General features: G+C 45.4%; 7 protein-coding genes and 1 pseudogene. All 8 read right to left on the bottom strand.

Annotated features, from left to right (window positions below; genetic code table 11):
- Positions 1-87 (bottom strand): annotated as a pseudogene (locus tag NDI44_RS12105) (IS630 family transposase); the annotation flags it as partial.
- A gap of 48 nt (positions 88-135) precedes the next feature.
- A complete protein-coding gene (locus NDI44_RS12100; protein ID WP_348235282.1) occupies positions 136-942 on the bottom strand; it encodes a thioesterase II family protein in 807 nt (268 codons plus the stop codon).
- Positions 884-5,341, bottom strand: coding sequence for an amino acid adenylation domain-containing protein (locus NDI44_RS12095; protein ID WP_190415023.1), 4,458 nt, complete (start codon positions 5,339-5,341; stop codon positions 884-886). The genes NDI44_RS12100 and NDI44_RS12095 overlap by 59 nt, the downstream gene beginning before the upstream one ends.
- A gap of 176 nt (positions 5,342-5,517) precedes the next feature.
- Entirely contained in the window at positions 5,518-11,229 is a 5,712-nt protein-coding gene (locus NDI44_RS12090; RefSeq protein WP_190415022.1) for a non-ribosomal peptide synthetase, read from the bottom strand.
- A complete protein-coding gene (locus NDI44_RS12085) occupies positions 11,226-14,723 on the bottom strand; it encodes a non-ribosomal peptide synthetase (RefSeq protein WP_190415021.1) in 3,498 nt (1,165 codons plus the stop codon). Before NDI44_RS12085 ends, NDI44_RS12090 begins: the two co-directional genes overlap by 4 nt.
- Before the next feature lie 23 nt (positions 14,724-14,746).
- Positions 14,747-15,796 (bottom strand): TauD/TfdA family dioxygenase, encoded by a 1,050-nt coding sequence (locus NDI44_RS12080; RefSeq protein ID WP_190415020.1) that lies wholly within the window; start codon positions 15,794-15,796, stop codon positions 14,747-14,749.
- 154 nt (positions 15,797-15,950) lie between these two features.
- On the bottom strand, positions 15,951-21,869 hold the full coding sequence (locus NDI44_RS12075) for a non-ribosomal peptide synthetase (protein ID WP_190415019.1): 5,919 nt from the start codon (positions 21,867-21,869) through the stop codon (positions 15,951-15,953).
- Positions 21,859-26,682 (bottom strand): non-ribosomal peptide synthetase, encoded by a 4,824-nt coding sequence (locus NDI44_RS12070; RefSeq protein ID WP_190415018.1) that lies wholly within the window; start codon positions 26,680-26,682, stop codon positions 21,859-21,861. The genes NDI44_RS12075 and NDI44_RS12070 overlap by 11 nt, the downstream gene beginning before the upstream one ends.
- Between the last annotated feature and the right edge of the window lies 1 nt (position 26,683).

The following is a 26,683-nucleotide window of genomic DNA, read 5'->3' as shown; positions in this document are numbered from 1 at the left end:
CTGTGCGGCTTCACTTTTCTTCATGCCGTCTAACTCGATCGCTTGGATCACCTTCTGACGCAGGTCATAACTATAGGGGTTTGCCATGAGCAGCTTGAATAACTTCAGGACAACAGGTGATCTCTACTCTACGTCCTAACTATCTTGGCGGTTGCTATACTTTCCAACCGTGCTGATTGAGTTCAGTTCTCTAGAAAGGAATTGAAGCAGCAGGGGTTGAGCTGATTGCACAAAGAAATGGTCGCCGGGAAGCATTTGTAGCGAGAATTTAGCACTTGTCTGCTGTCGCCAAGCCTCAAGACGATCGACGCTGACTTTGACATCCTGTAAACCACCAAAAGCAGTGATAGGACACTGAAGCGGCGGTTCAGCAGCATAAACATAAGTTTCGAGAACGGCAAAATCTGCCCGCAGGATGGGCAGAAGCAGTTCCATCAGTTCCACATTCTCTAGCACTGCTTTGGGAGTCCCGTTAAGACGGCGCAGTTCCTCGATAAACGCGGGTTGTGGCAGGGAGTGGATGGGCGGCTCTTGTAGCGGGAGTTGAGGGGCGCTGCGACCGGATACAAACAGATGGACTGGACTCATCCCGTACTCTCTGCGGAGTAGACGAGCCACCTCGAAGCTGACGAGTGCCCCCATGCTGTGACCGAAGAAGGCAAATGGCTTGTCTAAGTATGGCAAAAGGGCGTGCGCGATCGCCTGCACCAGAGGTAAAGCCTGAGTAAATGGCGCTTCCAAAATCCGCTTTCCTCGTCCGGGAAGTTCGACAGCACAAACTTCGACACCCACAGGTAGACCCTGAGACCAGGTGCGAAAATTGAGCGCCCCACCACCAGCATAGGGAAAGCAGAACAGGCGCAGGCTGGAGAGAGGATTTGGCTTAGGACAATACATGATTGTTAAGGGTTGTTGCAGCGAATTCACCCACTGGGGGAGCATCCAGCAAACCGTTATCAATTAGGTAGGAAAAGTAGGGCGCAAACAACTCAGCCTCTAAGGGCGGACAAACAATAGAAGAACCGGCAAGCCCGTCTAGGGTATTCTGACAGTCAAACTGTAAAATTGCCGGAGTGGAGGCTGGTTCTTGTGATGTTGGTTGATTCATAAAATCCACTAGCGGAGACAAGGCATTTCCTGAAGATGTTTTAGCCGCCTCCAATAGTTCGCCGTGCCACTGATCGTATGAAATTTCCCGAAGGGGATAGCCAAACGAGCGAACCCAATTAATAACCTGGTTCCAATGGGCGGGATAGGGATTGACGATGTGAAAATCCTTGTTTAAGGATTCTTGCTGCTTGGATAGATAAGCGATCGCTCTACTCGCATAATCTATCGGAACTAAATTCACCATTGCATCACGCTTGGGAACGCTACCGAGTTGGATACAACCTTTTACCCATCTGAAGGTATTATCGCTTTTGTTGCAAAGCCCAGTTTGGCTATGCCAGGATATCCGTCCGGGTCTGTAAATACAGACCGGAATTCCGCGATCGCGTGCAATCGTTGCTAACTTTTCGGCAACCCATTTACTCTGAGCGTAACCAGTATCTATCACTTCCTCAGGATTGATAGAATCCTGTTCTCGAATGACCCTGACTCCAGAACCGCCCGCCGGAGAAACAGCATTAGTGCTAGAAATAAAATGCACTGGCTTAAGTTTAATTAAACTTGCCAATCTCAAAACTTCCTGAGTTCCCAGTACATTGGCAGCTTTAAGGGCAGAGTATGGGTAGGTAAAATTAACTAAGGCACCATTGTGATAGATGACATCGATTTGACTAGCCATGTCTCGAAATTGTTCATCCGAAAGCCCTAAAAACGGTTTAGACAGCTCTCCCATAATCGGGATAATTCTGGAGCTGAAATTTTCATCCCAAAGTGAGTAGGATTCCAGGCTATTTTGTAGCCGTTCTTTCCCAGACTCTGCATTAGTAGCACGTACCAGACAATAGATATCTGCTTGTGTTTGTTGCAAAAGTTCGGAGAGTAAAAAAGCTCCTAAAAACCCAGTTGCTCCAGTTAAAAAGATGCAACTTGGTTCAGTGACTAACTCAACAGGTATAGAGTCAGGGCGAATTGTCGGATCTAGGACAGCTTCAGCGTCTAGATTTAAATTCGAGGTGGGAGAAATAAAAGGAATGACTCCCTGTTTCATTTCGATGTTTTTCCCTAAATCGGCGATGGTAGGAGCATCAAAAAAATCGCGCAAGGTCAGTTCTATCTGGAAAGTTTCTCGCACCTTGGCAAGTAACTGAGGGATGAGTAAAGAGTGTCCCCCTAGGTCGAAGAAATTGTCATAAATCCCGACCTTTTGAAGTTTGAGAAGGTGAACCCAAATTCCGGCAAGTACCTCCTCAACGCTGTTGCGAGGAACTACAAACGTATCTGCTACGGGTTTTATTGTCTCCGGTGCTGGCAATGCCGAACGGTCTATTTTGCCATTTGGGGTGAGTGGCAACGCTTTCAGTATCACGAAAGCAGAAGGCACCATGTATTCGGGTAGCTTCTCTTTGAGGAAGGAACGCAGCTCGTTATCGTTAATGAGTGCTGAATTTGAAACGATATAAGCTACTAAACGCTGTCCCACATCCTCTCGCAGCAAAACAATACTCTGGCGTACCCCAGGATGTTGCGACAGTACCGTTTCAACTTCCCCTAACTCAACGCGGAAACCCCGAAGCTTCACCTGGTCGTCAATTCGTCCCAGAAACTCGATATTTCCATCTGGCAAATAGCGAGCCAAGTCTCCAGTTTTGTAAAGGCGGGATTCAGACCTCTCCTCCAACCCCTCCCCTACTAGACGAGGGGTGTAACTCTCCCCCTTCTCTTGCAGGGAAGTCTGTTGGGGGGTTAGGTTTTGATTAAACGGGTTGGCAATAAACTTTTGCGCTGTGAGTTCCGGTCGATTCAGATAACCACGCGCCAAACCAGCACCGCCGATGTATAACTCACCCGGTACGCCAATGGGAACTGGCTGAAGATGAGCATCCAAGATATAAATCTGCGTGTTCGGGATTGGACGACCTAGAGGAACTGTTTCAGAATTCCGCTCCGCTTTCTGACCCTCTAACTGATAAGTTAATACGCCTACCGTTGCTTCTGTTGGTCCGTAATGATTGAAGATTTGGCAGTTGGAAGCTAGTTTTTGAATTGTCTCAATCAAATTCCAAGTTAAACCTTCACCACCTAAAATTAATCGCTTTCTAGGCAAGATATGCGCGGAATTAGAAGTCAGTAAAGCCGATAGGTGGGAAGGGACAATTTTGAGACAATCAACTGGATGTTGTTGAAAGTAATTTGCCAGTGCTTCTGGGTCAGTTGCGCGTTCTTGGGAGATTATATGGAGACACCCACCCGTACACAACGCTGGGAAAACAACGGTATGACCTAAATCGGCAGCGAAGGTGGAAATAATGGCATAACTGGCACCTGCTGGCAAATCTAGTCTGTTAATAATCCCGTTGAGATAATTCAGCAGTTGTTGATGCTCAATCGCAACTCCTTTGGGTGTGCCAGTAGAACCGGAGGTGTAAATTACATAAGCGAGGTTTGAGGGCTTTTGGATGGAATTTTGACTTTCAACTTCTATGGTTTCCCAATCTGTATCCAGACATACGACCTTGGCGCTGTGTTGGGGAATTTCTAAAAACTGTTTTTGAGTTAACAACACTGGCACTTGAGCATCTTGCAACATCAAGGCGAGGCGTTCTTTTGGCATTGCCGGCTCTAGCGGTAGATATGCACCGCCCGCCTTGAAAATGCCTAGCATTCCCATCACCATTTCTAGAGAACGTTCAACGCAAATACCAACGACGACCTCTGGTTTAACTCCCAAGTTTTGCAGGTGATGCGCTATTTTGTTGGCACGATCGTTGAGTTCGCGGTAGGTTAATTGTTGATTTTCAAATACAACGGCAATGTTGTCTGGCGTGCGTTCTACTTGTTCTTCAAACAGTTGGTGGATGCACTTGGATTGGTGGTAATCAGTTTGAGTGTTGTTGAATTCAACTAATAATTCGTGTCGAGAGCGATCGCTCAGTATATTTAACTGACCAATTGCGGTTTCTGGGCTGTTAGCAGCGCTTTCCACTAAGCTATGAAATTGTTCTGCCAAGGCTTGAATCGCCTCTATACCGATGATGCCAGCATCATAGTCAAACTTGGCACTCAGCGACTCATCCCGACGCACGCAAGAGAGTTTGACTTTGAAGCGATCGCAGCAGACGTACTGCTGGTAAATCGAAAATGATAAATCGCCAGTAGAATACGTGTTTAGCTGTTCTTCAAACTCGAAACCGAAGGGAAAGCCGGATAAGGTTGCAGTGCTAATATTTTCCTGGCAGAAATACTCTTGCCAGTTATTGGCATCGTTTACAGACTGCTGAACTTGCTGTACGATTTCACTAAATCTCAAGCTGTCTTCTAGATGAGTGCAAAGCGGTAAGAATTTGGCAAACAGTCCTAGTGCTGGCTCCAATTCTTCATATTTTCGACCACTAAAAGCAGTGCTAACGATAATATCTGGTTGTCTAGTTAGTCGCCAAAGTAGAGTTTTCCAGAAAGCGAGTAAAACGGCTGAAATTGAAATATTGTATTTTTGCGCGATCGCTGTAATTTTGGTAACTAAATCTGGCTCAATCTGGTACTCAATTGACTTGGGTTTAAACTTAGCTGATAAAGCAAGCAGTTTTTTCTCTAAAGGTAGCTTCAAATTAGCTAAGTTAGAAAATTGCTGTTTCCAGTATTTTTTACCCGTTAAATCATCCTCATCCTCAAGCAATTGATTCTGCCACTCGGAAAATTGCACGTATTGCACAACTTCTTCCTCGGCTATTTCCTCACTTTGAAGATTTGCAACATATCCTTGACTAATTTCTTTTACTAGATTCTTCAATGTCCAACTGTCGGCGCAAAGAGAAGGTAAAGTGGCAATTAAAATATGTTTGTCATCCGACAGAGTTATGAGGGATGTACGCAGCAGCGAGCCGCCTGGTTCGGAAGTAGAAATTGAGCGCCTTTCTTCTTGAAGAATTGCCTCGATTTTTGCTTCTTGTTCCAGGGGATTGTAATTAGTTAGATTGCTAGAATGCCAAGAGGTGATGTGGAAGCGATCGCTGATAACTTGGATCGGTATTTTTATCCCTGGTTCTCGATGAAAACTTGTTCGCAGGATTTCGTGCCGATTGATAATTTGCTGAACAGCTTCTTTTAAAGCTGTTGTCTTGAGATTGCCTTCTATCAAAATTGCACATTGGGCGCAATAAGCGGCGCTATCTTGTTGCAATAACCAAAGATATTTTTGCTGAGGCGACAACCGAAATCCATTTATAGTTTGCATTTTTTAATGTTCTCACTACGTATGCTGCTTGCTTAATTTGTAAAAAAAGTTAGACTTTTTACCAAACAATATTTGGTTATAAAACCGCAAAAAATATTTGAATTTTTTGCCAGACTCTACTTAGGCGTCAAGATAAAAACGCAAAAGTCGCTAACTTTTTTTTGCGTTTTTTTGCGTTAAAAAGCCTCTCTCTTAATTTCTTGGTCAGTTGTCATTTCCCCCATCGCTACTACAATCTTCCGCGAACCTATAAATGGGTTACGGCTGTGTGCAGCCAACATATTGTCCAACATTAAGATGTCTCCTTCCTGCCAAGGAAAACTAACAGATGCCTGTTGATAGACCTCTTGAAGTTCTGCGATTACAGAATCCTCGATGGTAGTACCATCTCCGTAATAGACATTCCGGGGCAGGTTTTCTTCTCCAAATACAGATAATAAAGAGGCGCGGACTGCTGTATCTAAGCAGGAGACATGGTGCAAGAAAAGTTGATTAAAAAATACCGTTTCTCCTGTTTTTGGATGCTTGGATATCGCCGAACGAATTTGGCGAGTTCTCAACCCATTGTCTTCTCTCCACTCAAATTCGATTGCCGCTTTCCGGCAATAATCTTCCACGACATTTTTATCGGTGGTTCTAAAAAACTCTTGCCAGCTAACATCTAATCCGTTTGTATAGTTTCGGACGTACATAATTTGCTTTTCGGCAAATCTTTCTTTAAGTTGGGAATCGAGTAGCTGGTACACTTTGCGACAGTCGATAATGGGAGTTTCTCCGCCTTGCTGTGCAGCTTTGACACAGAAAAACCAAATTTTCAAAGGCCAACGGTGTAAATGCGAACTCTCGTTATGAAACAAGATAGCTTTATCCGCCGGATAAGGAGTCGAACCGTAAACTTGCCCGCTAACTCCTTCACGGGGTAAGTCTCCATATTCTCCGAATAACTGGGGACAAATAGCTTGGGCAAATTGCTCAAAGACAGAAACTAAAGGTTCGTTAAAGCCCCGAAACAGAATTCCTCCATGTTGTAATAACTTGGTTTGGATTAAGTCTTGGTTGTTTTTTGCCCAGTCAACGATATCAACCTCGTTTACGGCAGGTTTGAGAACTAAGGGGAATGTTTCCCCGGCTTGCAAATATTCGGTTTTGACTAATTCGCCTTTGGGCAGAGTAACTGCTTTAGGCTTAATGTTCTTGAACTTGCTGAAGTTACTCTTTTCGCGTTTAGTTTCTTGCATGGCTTGTTGTTTCTTTTCAGCTTCGGTGAGTATTTCTAAACGATTGAGGCGCGTATCCGGCTGCGTGACGATGCTGTTGAGGAGGGTTTCAAAATGAGCGGACAGGCGCGCGATCGCATCCGCATCAAATAAATCGGCGTTGTACTTCCAACTGCCAACAATGCCATCCTTTGTTTCTGACACGAACAGCACTAAATCAAATTTCGCTGTCCCGCCCTCTACCTCAATTGGGGTTAAAGTTAAACCCGAAACTTTTAAAGTAGGTACGGGTGTATTTTGCATCACGAACAACACTTGAAACAGGGGAGTGTGGCTCAAAGTCCTTTCAGGACGCAGTTCCTCGACCAATTTCTCAAAAGGCAAGTCTTGATGGACATAAGCTTTTAAAGTGATGTCGCGCACTCGCTTGAGCAATTCGCGGAAACTGGGGTTGCCACGCATATCGGTGCGTAAGACCAAAATGTTGACAAAGAAACCAATCAACGATTCAGTTTCAACTTGAGTGCGATTGGCGACATCGGTGCCAACAATGATGTCATCCTGGCTAGTGTAGCGGTGCAGCAGCGTCTGAAAGGTTGCTAGCAGTGTCATGAAGAGGGTTACATCTTCTTGGCGGCTAAGTACATTTAGTGCCCCAGACAGTTTTGGAGATAGCTCAAAGGATTGAATGCCAGCTTGAAAAGTAGAAGCAGCAGGTTGTTTTGCGGGTAGTTTCATCTGGGACGGATTGTGACCTAACTGCTGCTTCCAGTAATCAAGCTTGGCTTCCAAAACTTCCCCTTGCAGCCATTGTCGTTGCCAAACTGCATAATCTGCGTACTGTATGGGCAATTCCGGTAGTGGCGAGGGTTTCCCGGCACAAAAGGCTTCGTAGAGGGTTGCCACTTCCCGAATCAGTACCCCCATAGACCAGCCATCAGCAATGATGTGGTGCATGGTTAGCAGTACCGCATTCTCTGCCTCATCCAGTTGTAATAAAGTGACGCGCAGCAACGGCAATTGAGTGAGGTCAAAAGGTCGTTGCGCTTCCTCCGTAGCAAGTCGCAGCACCTCAGCTTCTCGTTCGGATGATGGCAATCCCAGGTCTATTACTGGCAGTTTAAAAGTCGCAGAGGGGATAATTACCTGAATGGGTTGTCCTGCTTCTGTCGCAAAGATTGTCCTTAAAGCTTCGTGACGCTGGATAATCGCCTGAAAGCTTTGCTCTAGCGCTATGATATTGAGCGCACCGACCAGACGCACTGCTGCCGAAATGTTATAGGCAGAATCGCCAGGATTTAATTGGTCGAGGAACCACAATCGCTGTTGAGCAAAGGAAAGGGGCAGTTTCCCCTCCCGCGCAACTGGCACTAGAGGCGGAACCTGAAGATTTGCTTGGGCGCGACAAGCTGTTTCAATACGTTCTGCCAAACCAGCGACTGTAGGCGACTCAAACAGATAACGCAGGGGAATTTCAACTTGAAAGGCTTCCCGGAGGCGAGAAATTACCTGAGTTGCCAGCAGCGAGTGTCCGCCTAAGTCAAAGAAGCGATCGCGCATACCGACTTGCTCTAAACCGAGAACTTGAGTCCAAATCCCTGCGACAACTTCCTCAATGGCGGTGCGGGGAGCAATATAGGCGCTTTCTAACTCTGGTCTAGCGGTGTCGGGTTCTGGCAATGCGCGACGGTCAATTTTTCCGTTGGGTGTTAGAGGAATTGCCTCTAGCAGTACAAAGCTAGAAGGCACCATGTAATTAGGTAGCTTCTCCTTGAGAAATGAGCGCAGTTGTACGGGTGTCGTTGCAGCTTCTTGCTTCAGTACGACATAAGCAACCAAACACTTGTCGCTAGAATTGTCTTCTCTAGCAATCACGACAGCTTGCTGCACGCCTGGATGTTGGCTCAGTACCGCTTCAATTTCGCCCAGTTCGATACGGAAGCCACGCACTTTAACTTGGTGGTCAATGCGTCCCAAATATTCCAATTCACCATTCGGCAGATATCTCGCTAAATCTCCAGTTTTGTACAGTAATTCAGACTTTTCTGACTTCTCTAAAAATGGATTGGGAATGAACTTCTCGGCTGTCAGTTCAGGTCGATTTAGGTAGCCTCTGGATAAACCTTTGCCGCCGATATACAGTTCACCCGTAACACCCACTGGGACAGGCTGTAGATGGGTATCGAGTATGTAAACTTGCGTGTTGGCAATGGGACACCCGATGGAAACGCAAGCGTCGCTACTTTCAACTGGATGAATAGTAGACCAAATCGTGGTTTCGGTAGGGCCGTACAAGTTCCACAAGCGATCGCCTCGTACGAGCAATTGAGCGGCGAGTTGTCGCGGTAAGGCTTCGCCACCACAGAGGATTTTCAAGCCCTTACTACCCTGCCATCCCGCTGCCAAAAGCAGTCGCCAAGTAGCAGGCGTTGCTTGCATGATGGTCGCCCCAGAATTGGTTAATGTTGTTAACAACTGTGCGCCGTCAGAGGCAATTTCACGGGGTACTACGACAACGCGAGATCCTACAGTTATGGGGAGGAATATTTCCAGCGCCGCAATATCAAAAGATAAGGAGGTGACAGCTAATAAAATATCTAGCTCGGTTATTCCTAATTTCTGACCCATAGAAATTAGAAAATTGACTACACAGGCGTGGGAAATTTGTACACCTTTGGGTCGTCCGGTTGAGCCTGAAGTGTAGATAACGTAAGCTAAGTTGGAGGGATTTTGAACTAAATTTGGACTGCCCATTTGTAGGCTTTCCCAATCGTCCAAGCATACAACCTCGGCATTATGCGAGGGTAGGGTATTTAACAGCCGCTTTTGGGTTAATAACACCGAAACTTGAGCATCCTCTAACATGAAAGCAAGACGCTCTGGGGGATAGGCTGGATCTAGGGGTAGGTAGGCTCCACCTGCTTTGAGAATGCCCAGCAATCCCACGACCATTTCTAGGGAACGTTCTACACAAATTCCCACTAAAACTTCTGGCTTCACGCCGAGTTTTTGTAGATGATGCGCTAGTTGATTTGCCTTGGCATTGAGTTCGGCATAGGTGAGTTGCTGGTTTTCAAAAATAATGGCGATCGCGTCTGGTGTTCGTTCCACTTGTTCTTCAAACAACTGGTGCAGACAGCGATCCGTCGAGTCGTTCGTGTGAGTATTGTTCCACTCCACTAACAACTGATGCCGTTCGGGTTGCGTTAAAAATGGCAAAGTGGAGATAGAGCGATCGCTATTGGCAACAATACTTTCTAACAACGTTTGAAAATGTCCTGCCATCCGCTGTACGGTGCTGGCATTAAACAATTCTTTGTTGTATTCAAATACTCCTGTAAGACCTCCTGCTTCCTGAGATAAGTTGAGTACCAAATCAAATCTTGCCGTTTGACTCTCCATCTCTTCAAGACTGAGAGAAACTCCCGGCAATTCTAAAGTTTGTGTCGGCACATTACGGAGAGCAAATAACACTTGAAACAGCGGATTACGGCTCAAATCCCGATCCGGCTGCAACACTTCTACCAGTTTCTCGAAGGGCAAATCCTGGTGGCTGTATGCTCCCAACGCCACCTCGCGCACCCGTCCTAACAACTCCTTAAAAGTAGGATTATTCGATAAATCAGTCCGCAGAACTAAAGTATTCGCAAAAAAGCCAATAATTCCTTCTAGTTCGGCACGGTTGCGGTTGGCAATTGGCGAACCAACTAAAATATCCTCCTGTCCGGTATAACGATAAAGCAACGTTTTGAACGCCGCCAGCAAAACAATGAATAAAGTCGCTCCTTGCTGCTGACCTAGTTTAGTCAGTGCCTCAGTCAGCGCCTTGGACAAAACAAATTTTTCCTCTGCACCTTGGAAGGTTTGCACCGCAGGTCGCGGTCTGTTTGTCGGCAAATCTAGTACGGGAAGATTGCATCCTAATTGCTTTTTCCAATAAGCAATCTGGGTTTCTAAAACTTCTCCTTGTAGCCACTGTCGCTGCCAAAATGCAAAGTCTGCATATTGAATACTTAATTCAGGAAGGGGTGAAAATTTGCTACTAGAGAAAGCTTTATAAAAGGTGACTAACTCTTGAATAAATATCCCCATTGACCACCCATCTGAAACAATGTGGTGCATCGTAAATAACACCACATACTCGAATTGGCTCAGATGCAGCAGGCTAACTCGCAGCAAAGGTGCCTGTGTGAGGTCAAAGGGTTTTTGCGCTTCTGCGGTGGCTAATTGCCGTACTGCTTGCTCTCGTTCGGTGTTGGGAAGTTCCCGCAAATCGACGAATGGAAGCGTTAATTTCAACTGTGGGGTAATGACTTGAACGGGGTGTCCATCAACTGTCGTGAAGACAGTTCGCAAGGCTTCGTGACGCTCGATAATTGCGTTGAGGCTGTGTTCGAGAGCGATCGCATCCAACGTTCCCTTAACCCGCACAGCCGCAGGGATGTTATAGCTGGTATTTCCCGGCTCTAATTGGTCGAAAAACCACAACCGCTGTTGAGCAAATGACAAGGGAAACAAGTTAGAATCCCGGTTTTGGCGGGGGATTTGGGTTGATACGATCGGCTCTTTTTTCTGATTAAGCCGTTTTAGCAGCAATTCGCGTTTTTCTGGAGAAAGTCCGGCGATGCGAACGACGAAGTCGTCGCGCTTCGCTTCGCTTAAATTACTCATTTGCCTACTCCTTCCTTAGCCAAAACTTCTCGAACTTCTTCCTCCGAGATTTCCTCTAACTCTGCTAACATTTGAGCCATCATTTCCTCATCGGTCTGTTCAGCGAGTTTTTGCGCGATCGCGACTGCTAAATCCGCGACAGTGGGAGAGTCGAAAAACTGCCGCAAGGGAAACTCCACATTAAAGGCGTCACGTAATCGGGAAATCACCTGAGTTGCTAGCAGCGAATGTCCTCCTAGCTCGAAAAAATTGTCGTAAATACCCACTTGTTCAATCCCGATGGCTTCAGCCCAAATTCCAGCTAATATCTCCTCCACATTGGTGCGGGGAGCAACAAACGTTCCTGCTAACTCTGGTCGAATTTGCTCAGGTACTGGCAGTTTTTTCCGATCCACTTTCCCATTAGCAGTTAAAGGCAGAGTCTTTAAAATCACAAAAGCTGAAGGCATCATGTATTCCGGCAACTTCGCTTTTACAAAAAAACGTAAGTCACCCATTAGATTTGATTGACTGGCTTCTTCTCTACTCCCCTGCTGCTGACTCAAAACCGAATAAGCAACTAAACGCTTGTCCCCAGGCAAATCCTCGCGAACTACAACCACAGCCTGTTCTACGGCGGGATGCTGCCTTAGCACTGCCTCAATTTCTCCCAATTCGATGCGGAAGCCCCGGATTTTTACTTGATGGTCAATTCGTCCCAGAAACTCAATGTTTCCATCCGGTAAATAGCGAGCCAAGTCTCCAGTTTTATAAAGTTTTGAGTTTTGAGTTTTGAGTTTTGAGTTTTCTTCTGACTCCTGACTTTTGATATCAAATCCGTTTACCGCATCAGGAAAGCACCCCACCCCCAACCCCTCCCCGCAGGCGGGGAGGGGAGCCGGAGCCGTAGGCTGTGGCGAGGTGGGGTTCAGAGGAAATGCTGGTTCATGAAGGGGACTTGATATGACTCCTGAATTCTTTAAAAATGGGTCCGAAATGAATCTTTTGGCGGTTAGTTCCGGCTGGTTTAAATAACCTCGCGCTAAACTCTCTCCACCAATGTAAATCTCGCCAGATACACCAATAAGCACAGGCTGGAGATGATTATCTAGGATATAAATTTGGGTATTTGCTAAAGGACGACCGAGTGGAACTGTCTTTGAAACATTAGCTACGTTCCCACTCTCCACCTGATAGGTAAGTACGCCGACCGTTGTTTCTGTTGGCCCGTAGTGATTGAGAATGCGACATGAGGGAGCTAAGTTCTGGACTTTCTCAATCAAACCCCAATTAGATGCTTCTCCACCCAAAATTAATCGCTGGCGAGGCAAAACAAATTCTGGTTGAGAGGATGCCAGTAAAGCCGATAAATGAGAAGGAACTATCTTGAGGCAATCAATTGGATGCTGTTGAAAATATTGCGAGAGCGCTTCAGCATCCGCAGCGCGATCTTGGGAGATGATATGCAGACATCCTCCCGTACACAAAGAGGGGAATAAGACTGTATTTCCCAAGTCGGCAGCAAAGGTAGAAACCATTGCAAAACTGGCACCATCGGGAAGATCCAATCTTTCCAAAATGCCATTGAGATAGTTGAGAATTTGTCGATGTTCTACCGCAACGCCTTTGGGGGTTCCGGTAGAGCCAGAAGTGTAAATTATATAGGCAAGATTTTCTACGGTTGCAACTGATTCTAAGTTGCGATCCGAAGGCTGCGCGCTAGCGCGATCGCTCTCTGGTTGCATTTCCGAGTCGGAATCTAAGCAGAAAACGGTAGCTCTCGAGTTGGGAAGGTTGGTGACTAACTGTTGTTGCGTTAACAACACCTTTGCCTGAGTATCTTGCAGGATGAACGCTAGGCGATCCGATGGCAAGGTGGGTTCAAGGGGGACATAAGCTCCCCCAGCTTTCAGCACTCCCAACAGTCCAACAACCATCTCTAGGGAGCGTTCTAGATAAAGACCGACTAAAACTTCTGGTACGACACCCAGCTTTCGCAAGGAATGAGCGAGTTGATTGGCTTTTTGATTTAACTGCTGATAAGTGAGTTGTTCGCCTTCGTAAACCAGTGCGATCGCGTCCGGCGTTTTTTCAACCTGTTGCTCAAATCGTTGATGTATTCCCTGGAATTGAGAAAAATCAATTTCTGTGTTGTTGAACTCAATTAGAACTTGCTTGCGTTCTACCTCGCTGAGAATTTTTAACTCAGTAATCGCAACCTCTGGAGTTTCGAGGATACTATCAACTAAAGTGCTAAAATTTCCAGCTAAACGCTGAATATCCGTTTCAGCGAATAAGTTTGCGTCGTAGTGGAACTCGATACTCAAAGAGTCATCCCGCTCAACGCCAGCCAGTTTGATTTTGAAGCGATCAATACAAATATACTGCCGTTCAATTGAAAAGGTAACGCTATTAGCAGAATATTTATCAGCCGCTTGATTAAATTCAAAACAAACTGGGAAAAAGGATAAATCAGCCGAGGCGTTAAAATCCCAGCTAAAGTATTCTTGCCATTGGTAAACTTCTTGTTGCGCTTGATGAACGTTTTGCAATAACTCCCCAAAGGAAAGCTTTGCTTCTAAATTGCTCTGAATCGGTAAATATTTGGCAAACAATCCCAGCGCTGATTCCAATTCCTCGTATTTTCGACCATCGAAAGCTGTCCCAATTACCAAATCTGGCTGTTTGATGAGCCGCCAAAGCAAAATTGTCCAGCAAGTAAGCAGGAATGACGACACAGTTCCATTCTTACTCACGAATGCTGTTATTTCGGCTACTCGGTCGGAATTGATTGTCTTTGTAATAAATCGCGGTTTAAAATTTGCTGGTTCTGAAACTAATTTTTCCAGCGGAAGGGCGATATTTAACAGTGCAGAAAAATCTTGCTTTTGCCAATAGTTTCGTCCGGCTTCCGTATCTTCTCCTTCTAGCAATTCATTCTGCCATTCGGAGATATCGGCATACTGCATTATCTCATCGTCGAGTTCCGTACCGAGACAGCAAGCAGCGTAGGTACGACTAATTTCTCTTGCTAAATGCTGTAAAGTTGCAGCATCGGCACAAAGAGCCGGTAAATTAATCAGCAAGATATGCTTCTGCTCTGACAGAGTAATTAAGGATAGGTGTAATAGCGAATCTCGCTCAAAATTGCAGTCTTCATCACTTATTTTGTTAAAAAGCGCTTCCAGTTGATTCTTTTGCTCTTGGATATTGCTAGAACTCAAATCAATAGATTGCCAGTTAATACTGTTGCTATCTGAAATAACTTGTAGGGGAATCGTCATTCCCGGTAGACAGCGAAAATGGGTGCGAAGGATTTCATGTCGAGTGACAATTTGTTGCAGGGATGATTCCAACATCTCTACATTAAGAACGCCTTCAAGTAAAAGATAGTACTTCGCTTGATAAGCTTGAAGTGAATTAAGTTTTTGCAAACCCCACAGGCGCTTTTGTTGGGGAGATATTTGAAAGCCTTGAATGATTTCATTTTGCATTTCTAGAACTTTATTATCCATTTTTAAAACTCATCTATTCTGGATTAAATATGTTTGCTGCTAAAAGGTTCAGCCATACCTACAACAACTTTCCGCGAACCGACGAAGGGTGTTCTTCCGTGAGCCGTTAACATATTGTCGAGTATCAGAATATCTCCTGTTTGCCAAGGAAACATCACAGTTTCTTGGCGATAAGCAGAACGAATTTCCTCTAAAAATTGGGGTTCAATCGGGGAACTATCTCCGTAATAAGTGTTGTAGGGAAGCTCAATTTCCGAAAACGCTAACAATGCTTGACGAACTTTTGGTTCTAGAGTTGATACGTGAAAGAAAGCTGCATGATTAAACCAAACTGTTTCGCCAGTTTTCGGGTGGTTAACTACCGCCGGACGAATTTGGCGAGTTCGCAGCTTGTCGCCTTCTTTCCACTCCATCTCAATACCGTTCTCATGACAGTATGCTTCGACAACGGTTTTATCTGAAGTTTGAAACGCTTTTTGCCAGGGAAGTCCGAGTCCACCGCCAAAGTTGCGAACGTACATTACTTGTTTTTGGAGAAAGCGATCGCGTATTTGGACAGGAATGCGATCGCAGACTTTCCGAATATCCGCTATTGGCGTTTCTCCACCTTGTTCCGCAGGCTTTACGCAGTGAAAGTAAACTTTTAAAGGCCAGGTATTAGCGTAGGAAAGTTCGCTGTGAAGAAAGATAGTTTGGTCGGCTGGATAGTCGGTGGAAGTATAAACATTGTCCTTCACCAGAGTCCGCGGCGACGAACCATCTTGATACGGTAAAAGTTTACCATCAGAAGTGGCTTTGACGAACTGCTCAAATACTTCAATCCCCTGAATTTTGAAGTTGCGGAAGAGTATTCCCCCGGAATTGGAAAGTTGAGTTTCAATGAATAAACGATTCTTTCGCGTCCAACTAATTAAGTCAAAGCCGTCTACTATTGGTTCGATAATAAGCGGCAAAGGTTGGTTAGGTTGTAGGGGTGCTACTTTAATCAATTCACCTTCCGAGACAGTAATTGATTTTCTCTGGGAAGTCCCTACTTTTTTAAGGCTGAGTTTGGGCGATTCTGGGGGTTTCATTAGATTTCTTACAAAAGTGTGCTTTCGTAATACCGCCAGGAATTTAAAATCCTGGCTCATAGCCAAAGTCGGTTGAAACCGACTAAATCTTGAATGTATTAGTCCGTTAAAACGGACTTCTGCTATTAGCCCTGAAATTGATGTCTGGGCGTTTCTATCCATGCATAGCTTTGCGTTTGACTCGCTTTAACTTTTGCAAGCTAGTTTGTGCGAGTTCTTTTTCTTGGGCGATTTGCTGTTGTTGTTCGGCTTGCGCGATCGCACTTGAAAGTTGTTCTAATCGAATGTCTGGTTGTGCCACGGCTTGTCGCAGAATAGCTTCTAAATGTCCGACGATTCGAGCAATGGTTGTGCCATCAAATAACTCAGCTTTGTACTCTAATGAGCCTCTTAAACATGCGGCTGTTTCAGTTAACCCCAGCCTTAAGTCGTATCGCGCGATACCGCTGTAAAAGTCAACTGGACTAAGCGTTAATTTCGGCAGTTTCACATTTGGGATGGGGGCATTTTCCAGCGCAAACCAGACTTTAAATAAGGGAAATTCACTTTGTTTTCGGCTGGGTTGTAGCGCTTCTACTAGCTTCTCAAAGGGCAAATCTTGGTGAGCATAAGCGCCTAAAGTGACTTCGCGCACCCGCGCTAATAATTCTCGAAAGCTGGGATTTCCAGATAAATCAGTGCGGAGAACTAAAGTATTGACAAAGAAGCCAATTAGTGATTCTAGTTCAACGCGATCGCGATTAGCAATCGGCGAGCCGATGAGGATATCTTGCTGTCCCGTGTAGGCATAGAGCAAGGTTTTAAACGCCGCCGAAAGCGTCATAAATAAGGTAGCTCCTTCCCTCTGACTGAAAGCTTGAATTGCATCGCTCAAATCTTTGGGGAAAGCCAAATAATGGATAGCACCTCGATTTGACTGAACGGCGGATCTAGAGCGATCGCTCGGTAATTCTAATGGTAAATTACCGCTTAATTGCTGTTTCCAATAACTTAAATGTTTTTCCAGCACCTCTCCTTGGAGATATTGCCGCTGCCAAACCGCAAAATCGGCGTATTGAATCGGTAATTCAGGCAGCAAAGAAATTTCCCCAGTCGTAAAAGCTTTGTAGAGTTCAGTCACTTCTTGCAACATCACTCCAATTGACCACAAATCGAAGATGATATGGTGCAGAACTAAAACTAAAATATGTTCTTCCTCACCGAGTTGCAGCAGTTGAATCCGAAACAGCGGTGCTTGAGTTAAATCGAAGGGTTGTAATGCTTCTTGGGCAATTAATCGTTGAATTTTTACTTCTCGATCCGCCTCTGGAAAAGCTTGCAAGTCGATAATAGGAAATGTCACTTTCATAGCAGGAGCAATTTCTTGAATCGGTTGCCCTTCCATCACAAAACGGGTGCGTAATATTTCGTGTCGCCGCACAATTTCGTTAAAGCTTTGCTCTAGCGCCGCAACATCTAATTGTCCTACCAGGCGAACTGGTGCAGGAATATTATAGTCAGGCGAACCGGGTTCCAGGTTATCGAGAAACCACAGCCGTTGTTGAGCAAAAGATAGCGGTAGTGGCTGATTGCGGGAAATAGGCGCAATAGAACTAGAATCTATTTGTTTTGCTTGCTGAGCTGAGGAAATTACTTCAGCTAATTCCGCAACAGTTGGTGACTCAAATAAAGTCCGTAGCGGTAATTCGACTTGGAATGTTTCTCGCAACCGGGAAGTTACTTGCGTAGCGAGTAGCGAGTGACCGCCTAATTCAAAGAAGTTATCAGAGGAACCTACCGGCTGCAGATTTAGAATTTGGGCATAAATATTGGCAACTGCTTGTTCAATTGGTGTACGTGGCGCAACAAAGGTTTTTTCTAGTTCTGGGCGGAATTGGCTGAGAGTAATAAGCGATCGCCTATCGATTTTACCATTCGGAGTTAGAGGAAATTCTTCCAGCAGGATAAAGTTAGAAGGCACCATATATTCCGGCAGCTTCTCCTGCAAATAATCGCGCAATTGAGGAACCAATTCACGAGTTACTTTTCCTTGCAGCGGATTATTCGCATAGTTTCTCCAAGGTTTTACTTTGACACTTGTTTCCAAGAATGCTGGTAATTTCGCTGGAGATGCCAAGGTTTTATGCACAACTACTGCATCGTAATGATCGCCAGAATAATTAAGCTGAATGCAGTAAGATAAGTCTTGACCTAGAGCTAGAATCTCTTCAGATTCAATCCCATCTTCTGTATTGCTTTCTTGCAGTGATTTTCGCAAATCGGCAACAGTTTCTCCTCCATCATTTTCAGCTAGCAATTCTAAAGTTTTCATCTCAGATAGCAGACGCGCATTAGGAATTCCCGTGATTCCCAAAATCTCTGGGTTGGTTTCTTCCAGTAACTGACGAATACCAAGAGTCGGATTTTGCTTCTGCCAATTTAGCCAAGGGAAATCTTGCAAACAATCGACTTCAGCACTGACTCGAAGAATCACATCGTAGCGAAACTTGGTCAATTCATTCTGGTATTTACCTGGTTTGGGTTGAATTTGGACGTGACTAATTTTGGAAAATTCATGCTTCAGTGCCCTGAAAAATTCCGGATCGATAATTAGTTCCTGCTCTTGTTGTAAGCGTTTTTGGATGCGCTGCCGTAATTCAGTTATAGAAAGGTTAGAGGGAGCTTGATGCAGTTGTACAGAAGTATGGAAAGCTTCTAATAGCGGCAAACTACGCACATCCCCAATGAAGATAGAACCACCTGGTTTCACAGCATTTACAGCGCCTTCCAAGACGCGCAACAGATAGTCAGTGCTGGGGAAATACTGAATCACGGAGTTAATAATCACCACGTCGAAGGCACCCGCTTCTATTCCCTCAAAGTTATCTGCCAGTCGTCTATCTAGCGTTACTTGGGGCAGGTTTTGCGTTGTTAATTGCTGCTGAATATAGTCAAGTGCAGATTGAGAGAAGTCGGTGCCCAAGTAATGGGAACAATGAGGCGCAATGGGGAACAAAAGTAGACCAGAACCACAACCAATTTCAAGAATGCGAGAGGGTTTTAAGGCGAGAATTTGCTCAACAGTGCAGTCAACCCACATCCGCATTTCTTCGGCTGGAATTGGTAAGCCTGTATAGCTACTATTCCAACCACTAATATTCAAAGTATCTTCCTGAATATTGGAATTTTGGTGATAAGTCTTTTCAAAGACTGTTTCCCATTCCGATACCTGCTCAGAATGCCATTGTGTTTCTGGCAATTTATCTGAATCTTGAGGAAGTTGTTTTGTTGTCAAATAAGCAACAAGACGCTGAGTATTCAGGTCGTCCTCTTGAGCTAAGACAACGGTTTTCTCAATGGCTGGATGTTTAGCCAATACAGCCTCAATTTCCCCTAATTCGATGCGGAAGCCGCGAATTTTTACTTGATGGTCAATTCGACCTAAAAACTCTAGGTTGCCGTCAGGAAGATAACGAACTAAATCTCCTGTTTTATAGAGGCGCAACCTCTCCCCCAACCCCTCGCTTACGAGGGAAGGGGCGTCAGACTCCCCCTTCCTTCGTAGGGAAGGGGGCAGGGGGGTTAGGTTTTGATTAAATGGGTTGGCAATAAACTTTTCGGCTGTCAGTTCTGGACGATTGAGATAACCTCGCGCCAGTCCTGCACCGCCAAGATAGAGTTCGCCAGCAACGCCGATGGGGACAGGTTGTAGAGAGTTATCCAATACATAGACTTGTGTATTGGCAATCGGGCGACCAATAGGCGGAGTGCCTTGGCTACCGCGTTCGATTAAGGCGTATGTTGAATAGGTAGTATCTTCCGAAGGCCCGTAGAGATTAAATACCTGCTGGATGTGGTTTAGCTGATAGAGTTGCTGCACCAGATTATTTGGCAGGGGTTCGCCAGCAAGATTCACGGTGCGGACTGTTGCGGGGATAGCGTTATCTCGGAGTAAGGACGCGATCGCACTGGGCACAGTATTGATTAACGTCACCCGATCCGCCACTGGTAAAGTCGGCAAATACAAGGCGTTTTCAGCCAGAATGACCGTACCACCGCAGCTTAAGGGCACAAACAATTCAAAAATTGACAAATCGAAGCAGATAGAAGTAGAAGCCAAAACCCCTGCCATATCCGCTGGTGTAAACACTGTTTTCGCCCAATCAATTAGCGCCACAGTGTTGTAATGTGCGATCGCAACCCCTTTCGGTTTGCCAGTAGAACCAGAAGTATAAATGATGTAGGCGAGGTTATCTGCGCTTACTTGAGTGGTAGGATTTTCCGGGTTTGACTGAGCAATCATGTCCCAGTCAGAGTCTAGAGAAACAACCTTCGCATTGTGTTTAGGAAGACTCTCAATCAGTTGCTGTTGCGTCAACAATACCGATGCTTGCGTATCCTCTAACATGAACGCTAAGCGTTCTTGGGGATACTTGGGATCTAGCGGTACATAAGCACCACCTGCTTTGAGAATCCCCAAAAGTCCAATCACCATTTCCAAAGAGCGTTCCATGCAAATGCCAACGAGAACTTCGGGTTTCACTCCAAGTTTTTGCAGGTGATGCGCTAATTGATTCGCTCGACTATTGAGTTCGGTATAAGTTAGCTGTTGATTATCAAAAATTACCGCAACCGCATCAGGTGTCTTTTGTACCTGTTGTTCAAATAACTGATGAATCGATTGTATAGATGCGATTAATCGTGTCTTTACATTATCCTGCGCCTGAATATTGTTCCAGTCCAACAACAACTGATACCGTTCTGCGGCGGTCAAAATTGGTAAGTCGCCAAGACGCTGATTAGGATTAGCGGCAATACTTTCCAACAATGTTTGGAAATGTCCCAACATCCGGCTAATTGTGGCGGTATCAAAACGGCGATCGTCGTACAAAATTCTGAGCGACAACTGGGTTCCCGTTCCTGCCATGATCGTTAGGGGATAGTTTGTCTTCTCAAAAACCTGCAAATTGTATATCTTTAGGTTCTGATTTTCTTCCCATTGTTCCGGTTCAACGGGATAGTTTTCTAAGGTGACAATGCTCTCAAAGAAAGATACGTTGGCAGGAATTTCACTCCATCCCTGAATTTTGACGAGAGGGCTATACTCGTACTGACGCATTTCTGCTTGTTGAGCCTGAAAACGATTTAACCAGGGCAAAAGTTCGGCTTCGGGATTGACATATACCCGCATTGGCAAGGTGTTGACAAACATCCCGACAATCGATTCAACCCCCACTAAATCGGTTGGACGCCCAGAAGAAATCGCCCCAAAAATTACATCCTGTTCGCCACTGTAGCGACTCAGCAGAATCGCCCAGGCTCCTTGCACTAAAGTGTTAATGGTTAAGCGATGCTGACGTGCTAAGGCTTCCAGAGCAGTGCTGACAGCCTGCGATAGCTTCATTTGCTGCTCGTTGTCGTTGTTTTCTAGACTCGCCCGATTGTGCATCCGGTCTAGCCCTAGAGGAGTCGGTGCGGTAAAGCCTTGCAGTGTCTTTCTCCAGAACGCTTCCGCTTTCGACAAATCTTGCTGCTGTAGCCAAGTAATGTATTCCCGGAAGGGACGGGGGCGTTCCAGGTGTAATTCTTGACCTTGGCAGAAGGCTTGATAAAAGGCGTAAACTTCCTGAAATACCAAGGGACCCGACCAACCATCTAAAAGGATGTGGTGATGGCTCCAAACCACTTGATAGGTATCATTTGCCAACCGAATCAAGCCGAGACGCATCAAGGGGGCTTGGGAAAGGTCGAAATCGCGATCGCGATCTGCCTGCAAAAACATTTCTAACCGTTCTGCTTGCAACTCCTGCGAATGCCGCCAATCTTGTTCCTCCCAAATTAGTTCAGCTTGGCGGTATACCACTTGATAAGGCTTTTCCAAATCTTCCCAAAAGAAGGCAGTTCGCAAAATCGGATGTCTGTCGATTACGCTTTGCCAAGCTTGCTTAAACGCCAAGGCATTAAAATCTCCTTGCACCGTCCAGCTATACTGCTCGAAATACATTGCCGATTTTGGGGCATACAGCGTATGAAACAGCAACCCCTGCTGCATCGGTGAAAGTTCGTAAATGTCTTCTAGATTTTCAACTTTCATGGCGGCTGCCTTTGGTAGATTGACTAATTTGGGCTAGCAACTTGTCAAAGTCGCTGGTACTGGCTTTGGCGGCGATAAAGTCTGAAGGAGTGTAGCCGCCTGCTTCTGGAGATTGACAGTGGGCAATAAGCGATCGCAACGCCTCTATATATCCCTCTGCCAGTCGCTGCACTGTTTCCCGGCGATGTACTGATTCGCTAAAACTCCATTCCAGGCGCAGTTGACCGACTGCAACTAATCCATTAATTTCTAATAGATAGGCTCGGCTTCCCCGTGGGCTGTAAAGGTTTCCAGTAGATTCAGAGGCGATTTTAAATAGCGAGGATGGCGGTAAACTTTGGTCGAATTGACCAAGATAGTTGAAAGTTACCTCCGCTTGAGGCAATGCTTTTAGTGCCAAGGCGACTTCTTCGCTGCTGAGGTAGCGCAACACACCATAGCCAAAGCCACGATTGGGAATCCGGCGGAGTTGTTCTTTAACTGCTTTTAAAGCTTCTCCGGGTTTGCAATTTTTACCTACATTCAGCAGCACAGGAAAGACTGAAGTAAACCAGCCTACAGTGCGGGATAAATCGATTGATTCTGAGAACGTCTCTCGTCCGTGTCCTTCCAGATCCACGAGAACCGAATCCATCCCCGTCCATTGTGAAAAAGCTTGTCCCAAAGCGGTTAGTAACACATCGTTTATTTGGGTGTTATAAACCTTGGGAACCTCTTGTAATAGAGCTTGAGTTTCTTCTTGACTCAAGCTAACGGATACAGTTTGAGCCGTAGCCATTGTATTGATTCCGTTAGCATCTATTCCGTTAGCATCTATTCCGTTAGCATCTATTCCGTTAGCATCTATGGGTAAGCAAGAAATCGGTTTTTGCAATTCTGTTAGCCAATAATTTAGTTCTTGCTTTAAGGCGGCTGAATTTGCATATTCTCGTAGTTGTTCAGACCACTGTTTAAACGAAGTTGTTTTAGGCGGAAGCTGAATTGATTTGCCTTGACTGATTTGTTCGTAACTTGTCTGTAAATCTTCAAGTAAAACTCGCCAGGAAACACCATCAACTGCTAAGTGATGGATGACAATCAACAAACGGTTCGGCTGATTGTCGCCAAGCTGGAATAAAACAACTCGAATCAGTGACCCTTTAGATAAATTTAAGCTAGCTTGAAGTTCATTAGCCGTGTCTTCAATCGCTTGCTTTTGCTGATTTTCTGGCAGGTTAGAAAAATCAAGTTTGATGAGTGGTATTACTTCATCAACATCAGCGTAAAACTGTTGCCAACCGGATGCATCCTTGACAAAATGTAATCGAAGGGAATCGTGATGCTTCAGTAATGCCTGTACCACCTTTTTTAACTGATTGACATCCAGGCGTTGCCGGGTTTCCAGCAAAACTGCCTGATTCCAGTGGTGAACATCGAGTAAATTTTGTTCAAAGAACCATTGCTGAATTGGTGTCAGAAGTACCGATCCAGTGACGATACCTTGTTCGGCTTCAATCGTCGTCTGCGTCGTCCCTGCTACCGCCGCTAACTCTGCGATTGTTTGATATTGAAAAATTTGTTTTGGACTTATCTGAAGTCCTGCATCACGCGCTTTAGAAATTATCTGAAGACTCAGGATAGAATCTCCACCTAACTCAAAGAAGTTATCGTAAATGCCAATTTTATCAACTCCCAGAACCTGCGACCAAACTCTTGCGAGAAATTCCTCGGTGATGGTTTGAGGTGCGGTATAAGCTGCTTCGACTTGGGAACGGGTGGGATCGGGAACTGGAAGCGATCGCCTATCTAATTTGCCATTAGGTGTTAGTGGTAAAGTCTCCAACACCACAAAAGCCGATGGCACCATATAATGCGGTAGCTTTTCCTTAAAAAAACCACGCAATTCTTTAATTAATTCTGAATCTTGTAGGGACGTGCAGCCGTGCGTTTGCCTTAATTCAACATTACTAATATTCCTCACTATATAAGCAATCAAGCGTTGGTTTCCAGGTTCATTCTCGCCAGCTAAAACCACAGCCCCACGCACCGCAGGATGTTGACTTAACACCCCCTCAATTTCTCCTAGCTCAATCCGGTAGCCGCGAATTTTTACTTGATAGTCAATTCTGCCAATAAACTCAATATTCCCATCAGGCAGAAACCGCGCTAAATCTCCAGTTTTATAGAGACGGGACTCTGGCTCATTACAAATTTTTTGTCCCCTTACTCTGCTTGCGGAGAGAGGGCTAGGGGATGAGGTTCTTACTCTAAAAGGATTAGAAATAAACTTCTCTTGTGTCAACTCAGGACGGTTGAGATAACCCCGCGCCAAACCAGCACCGCCAACGTACAATTCGCCAGGAACGCCGACAGGTAGTGGCTGTAAATGGGAGTCTAAGATGTAAAGCTGAGTGTTGGTAAAGGGACGCCCAATTGGTACTAACTGCTCACTAGATAAATTAGCCGTTCCTTCAAAATAAGAACTATCAATCGTGGCTTCTGTCAAGCCAAAAGAGTTAATCAGTCGCGTCTGACTTCCACAAAACTTGCGATTTTTTTCATACTCTCGTACATACCAACTATCAGAGCCGCAAATTAGCAGCCGCATAAAATCGAGACGTTTTTTGTTATCCTCTACATATTGAACTAAACCCCTTAAAACAGCCGGAACAAATTCCGCACAATTCACTTTTTCCTGGATCATCAACTCATAAAGCTTTGGCGGCTCTAGTAAGAATTCGCGGGGACACAGAACCAACTTCCCACCAGAACATAAGGCGCGAACGAAGTCTCCTGTAAATACATCGAAGGAGAAATTCGCCATCTGAAGGTGACAACTTTGTGCAGCGCGAAGTTGATAAGTTTCTTCCCAAGCTAGATAGATACTAACCAGGCTGCTATGCTGAATCATCACTCCTTTCGCTTTGCCAGTAGAACCGGAGGTATAGATGATATATGCCAGGTTCTCGGCAGTCACTTTGGTAAGTGGATTCTTGGTACTATTTTGTGAAATTACCTCCCAGTCTGCATCGAGACACACAACTTTTGCTTTGTGTTGAGGCAGACTCTTTAACAGCAGATGTTGAGTCAAAAGCACAGGCACTTGGGTATCTGACAACATGAAAGTCAAGCGCTCTGAAGGATAGGCAGGGTCTAGCGGTACATAAGCCCCACCCGCTTTGAGAATGCCTAAAATTCCGACAATCATCTCTAGGGAGCGTTCTACACAGATGCCTACCAAAACTTCTGGTTTTACCCCTAGCTTTTGCAAGTGATGCGCTAGTTGATTCGCCTTGGCATTGAGTTCTGTATAAGTTAGTTGTTGGTTCTCAAATACAACGGCAACTGCATCTGGGGTCTTCTCTACCTGCGCTTCAAATAACTGATGAATACAGTGATTTTGAGGGTAATTCGCTTGGGTGTCATTCCAGTCAACTAGCAACTGATGCTGTTCGACTTCTGTCAACAACGGCAAATGTGATAGGTGGCGATCGCAATCAGCGACAATGCCTTCCAGCAAGGTTTGAAAATGCCCCACCATGCGAGTAATCGTGGTCGCGTCAAACAGGTCAGTATTGTACTCAAACGAGCCAATCAATTCTTCTCCCCGTTCGACCATATCCAGGCTCAAATCGAACTGTGCCGTCCCGCTATCCACTTCCAAGGGACTCAAAGTTAGTCCCGACGCCAGTTGCATCGCTGGCATGGGAGCGTTGTTCAAGGCAAACCACACCTGAAATAGAGGATTTTGGCTCAAATCCCGTTCTGGTTGGAGTTCTTCTACTAGCTTTTCAAAGGGCAAATCCTGGTGAGCATAAGCACCTAACGTTACTTCCCGAACGCGATTCAGCAACTCTCGGAAAGTGGGATTGCCACTGAGATCGGTTCGCAGCACCAAGGTATTGACAAACAACCCAATTAGTCCCTCAACTTCCTCTCGATTGCGATTAGCGATCGCGCTCCCCACAATCAGGTCATCTTGGTTTGTGTAACGGTGTGCTAGCGTCTTGAATGCCGCCAGCATTGTCATAAACAAAGTCACACCCGTTTGCTGACTTAGAGATTTAAGCGCTGCTGTTAAAGACTTGGAGAGGGTGAAGAATTGTTTTCTACCCGTGTAAGACTGAATAGCAGGTCGAGGGCGATCGCTTGGCAGTTGCAGCACTGGCAAAGAACCACTCAATTGTTGTTTCCAGTAATTGAGCTGAGTTTCCAAAACTTTCCCCTGAAGCCAGTCACGCTGCCAAACAGCAAAGTCTGCATACTGAATTGGAAGTTCCGGAAGCGGTGAGGGGTTGCGATTAGAAAAGGCTTCGTAAAGTGCTGCCATTTCTCGCAGAAATACCCCCAAAGACCAACCATCAGAGATGATATGGTGCATGGTCAGTAGCAACACATGATCTGCTTCATCTAGTCGTAACAGCGTGACTCGCCACAGAAGAACTTTAGTTAAATCAAAAGGTTGTTGGATTTCCGCATTTGCTCTTGCATAAATCTCAGCTTCTCGCTCACTTGCAGGTAGCGCTGTTAAATCTACAATCGGCAAGTTTAGAGTCAAGCTGGCTCGGATAACTTGCACTGGCTGACCATCTTCAACCGCAAACGTCGTCCGCAAAGCTTCATGGCGTTGCACCATTTCATTGAGACTTTGCTCCAAAGCGACAACATTCAGCTTCCCTGTAAGGCGGACAGCGGCAGGAATGTTGTAGAAAGGACTGCCTGGTTCAAATTGATCCAGAAACCACAATCTTGCTTGTGCAAAAGAAGTTGGAAGAACGAAAATATCGTCTTCTTGAATGTCTGTTGTAGCGTCCCAGGAAGAATGCAATGTCATT

Source organism: Trichocoleus sp. DQ-A3 (assembly GCF_039961975.1).
In the GTDB taxonomy this organism is placed as follows: Bacteria; Cyanobacteriota; Cyanobacteriia; order Cyanobacteriales; family FACHB-T130; genus FACHB-T130.
The sequence above is the reverse complement of the archived record's forward strand: the minus strand, read 5'-3'. Positions and strand labels throughout refer to the sequence as shown.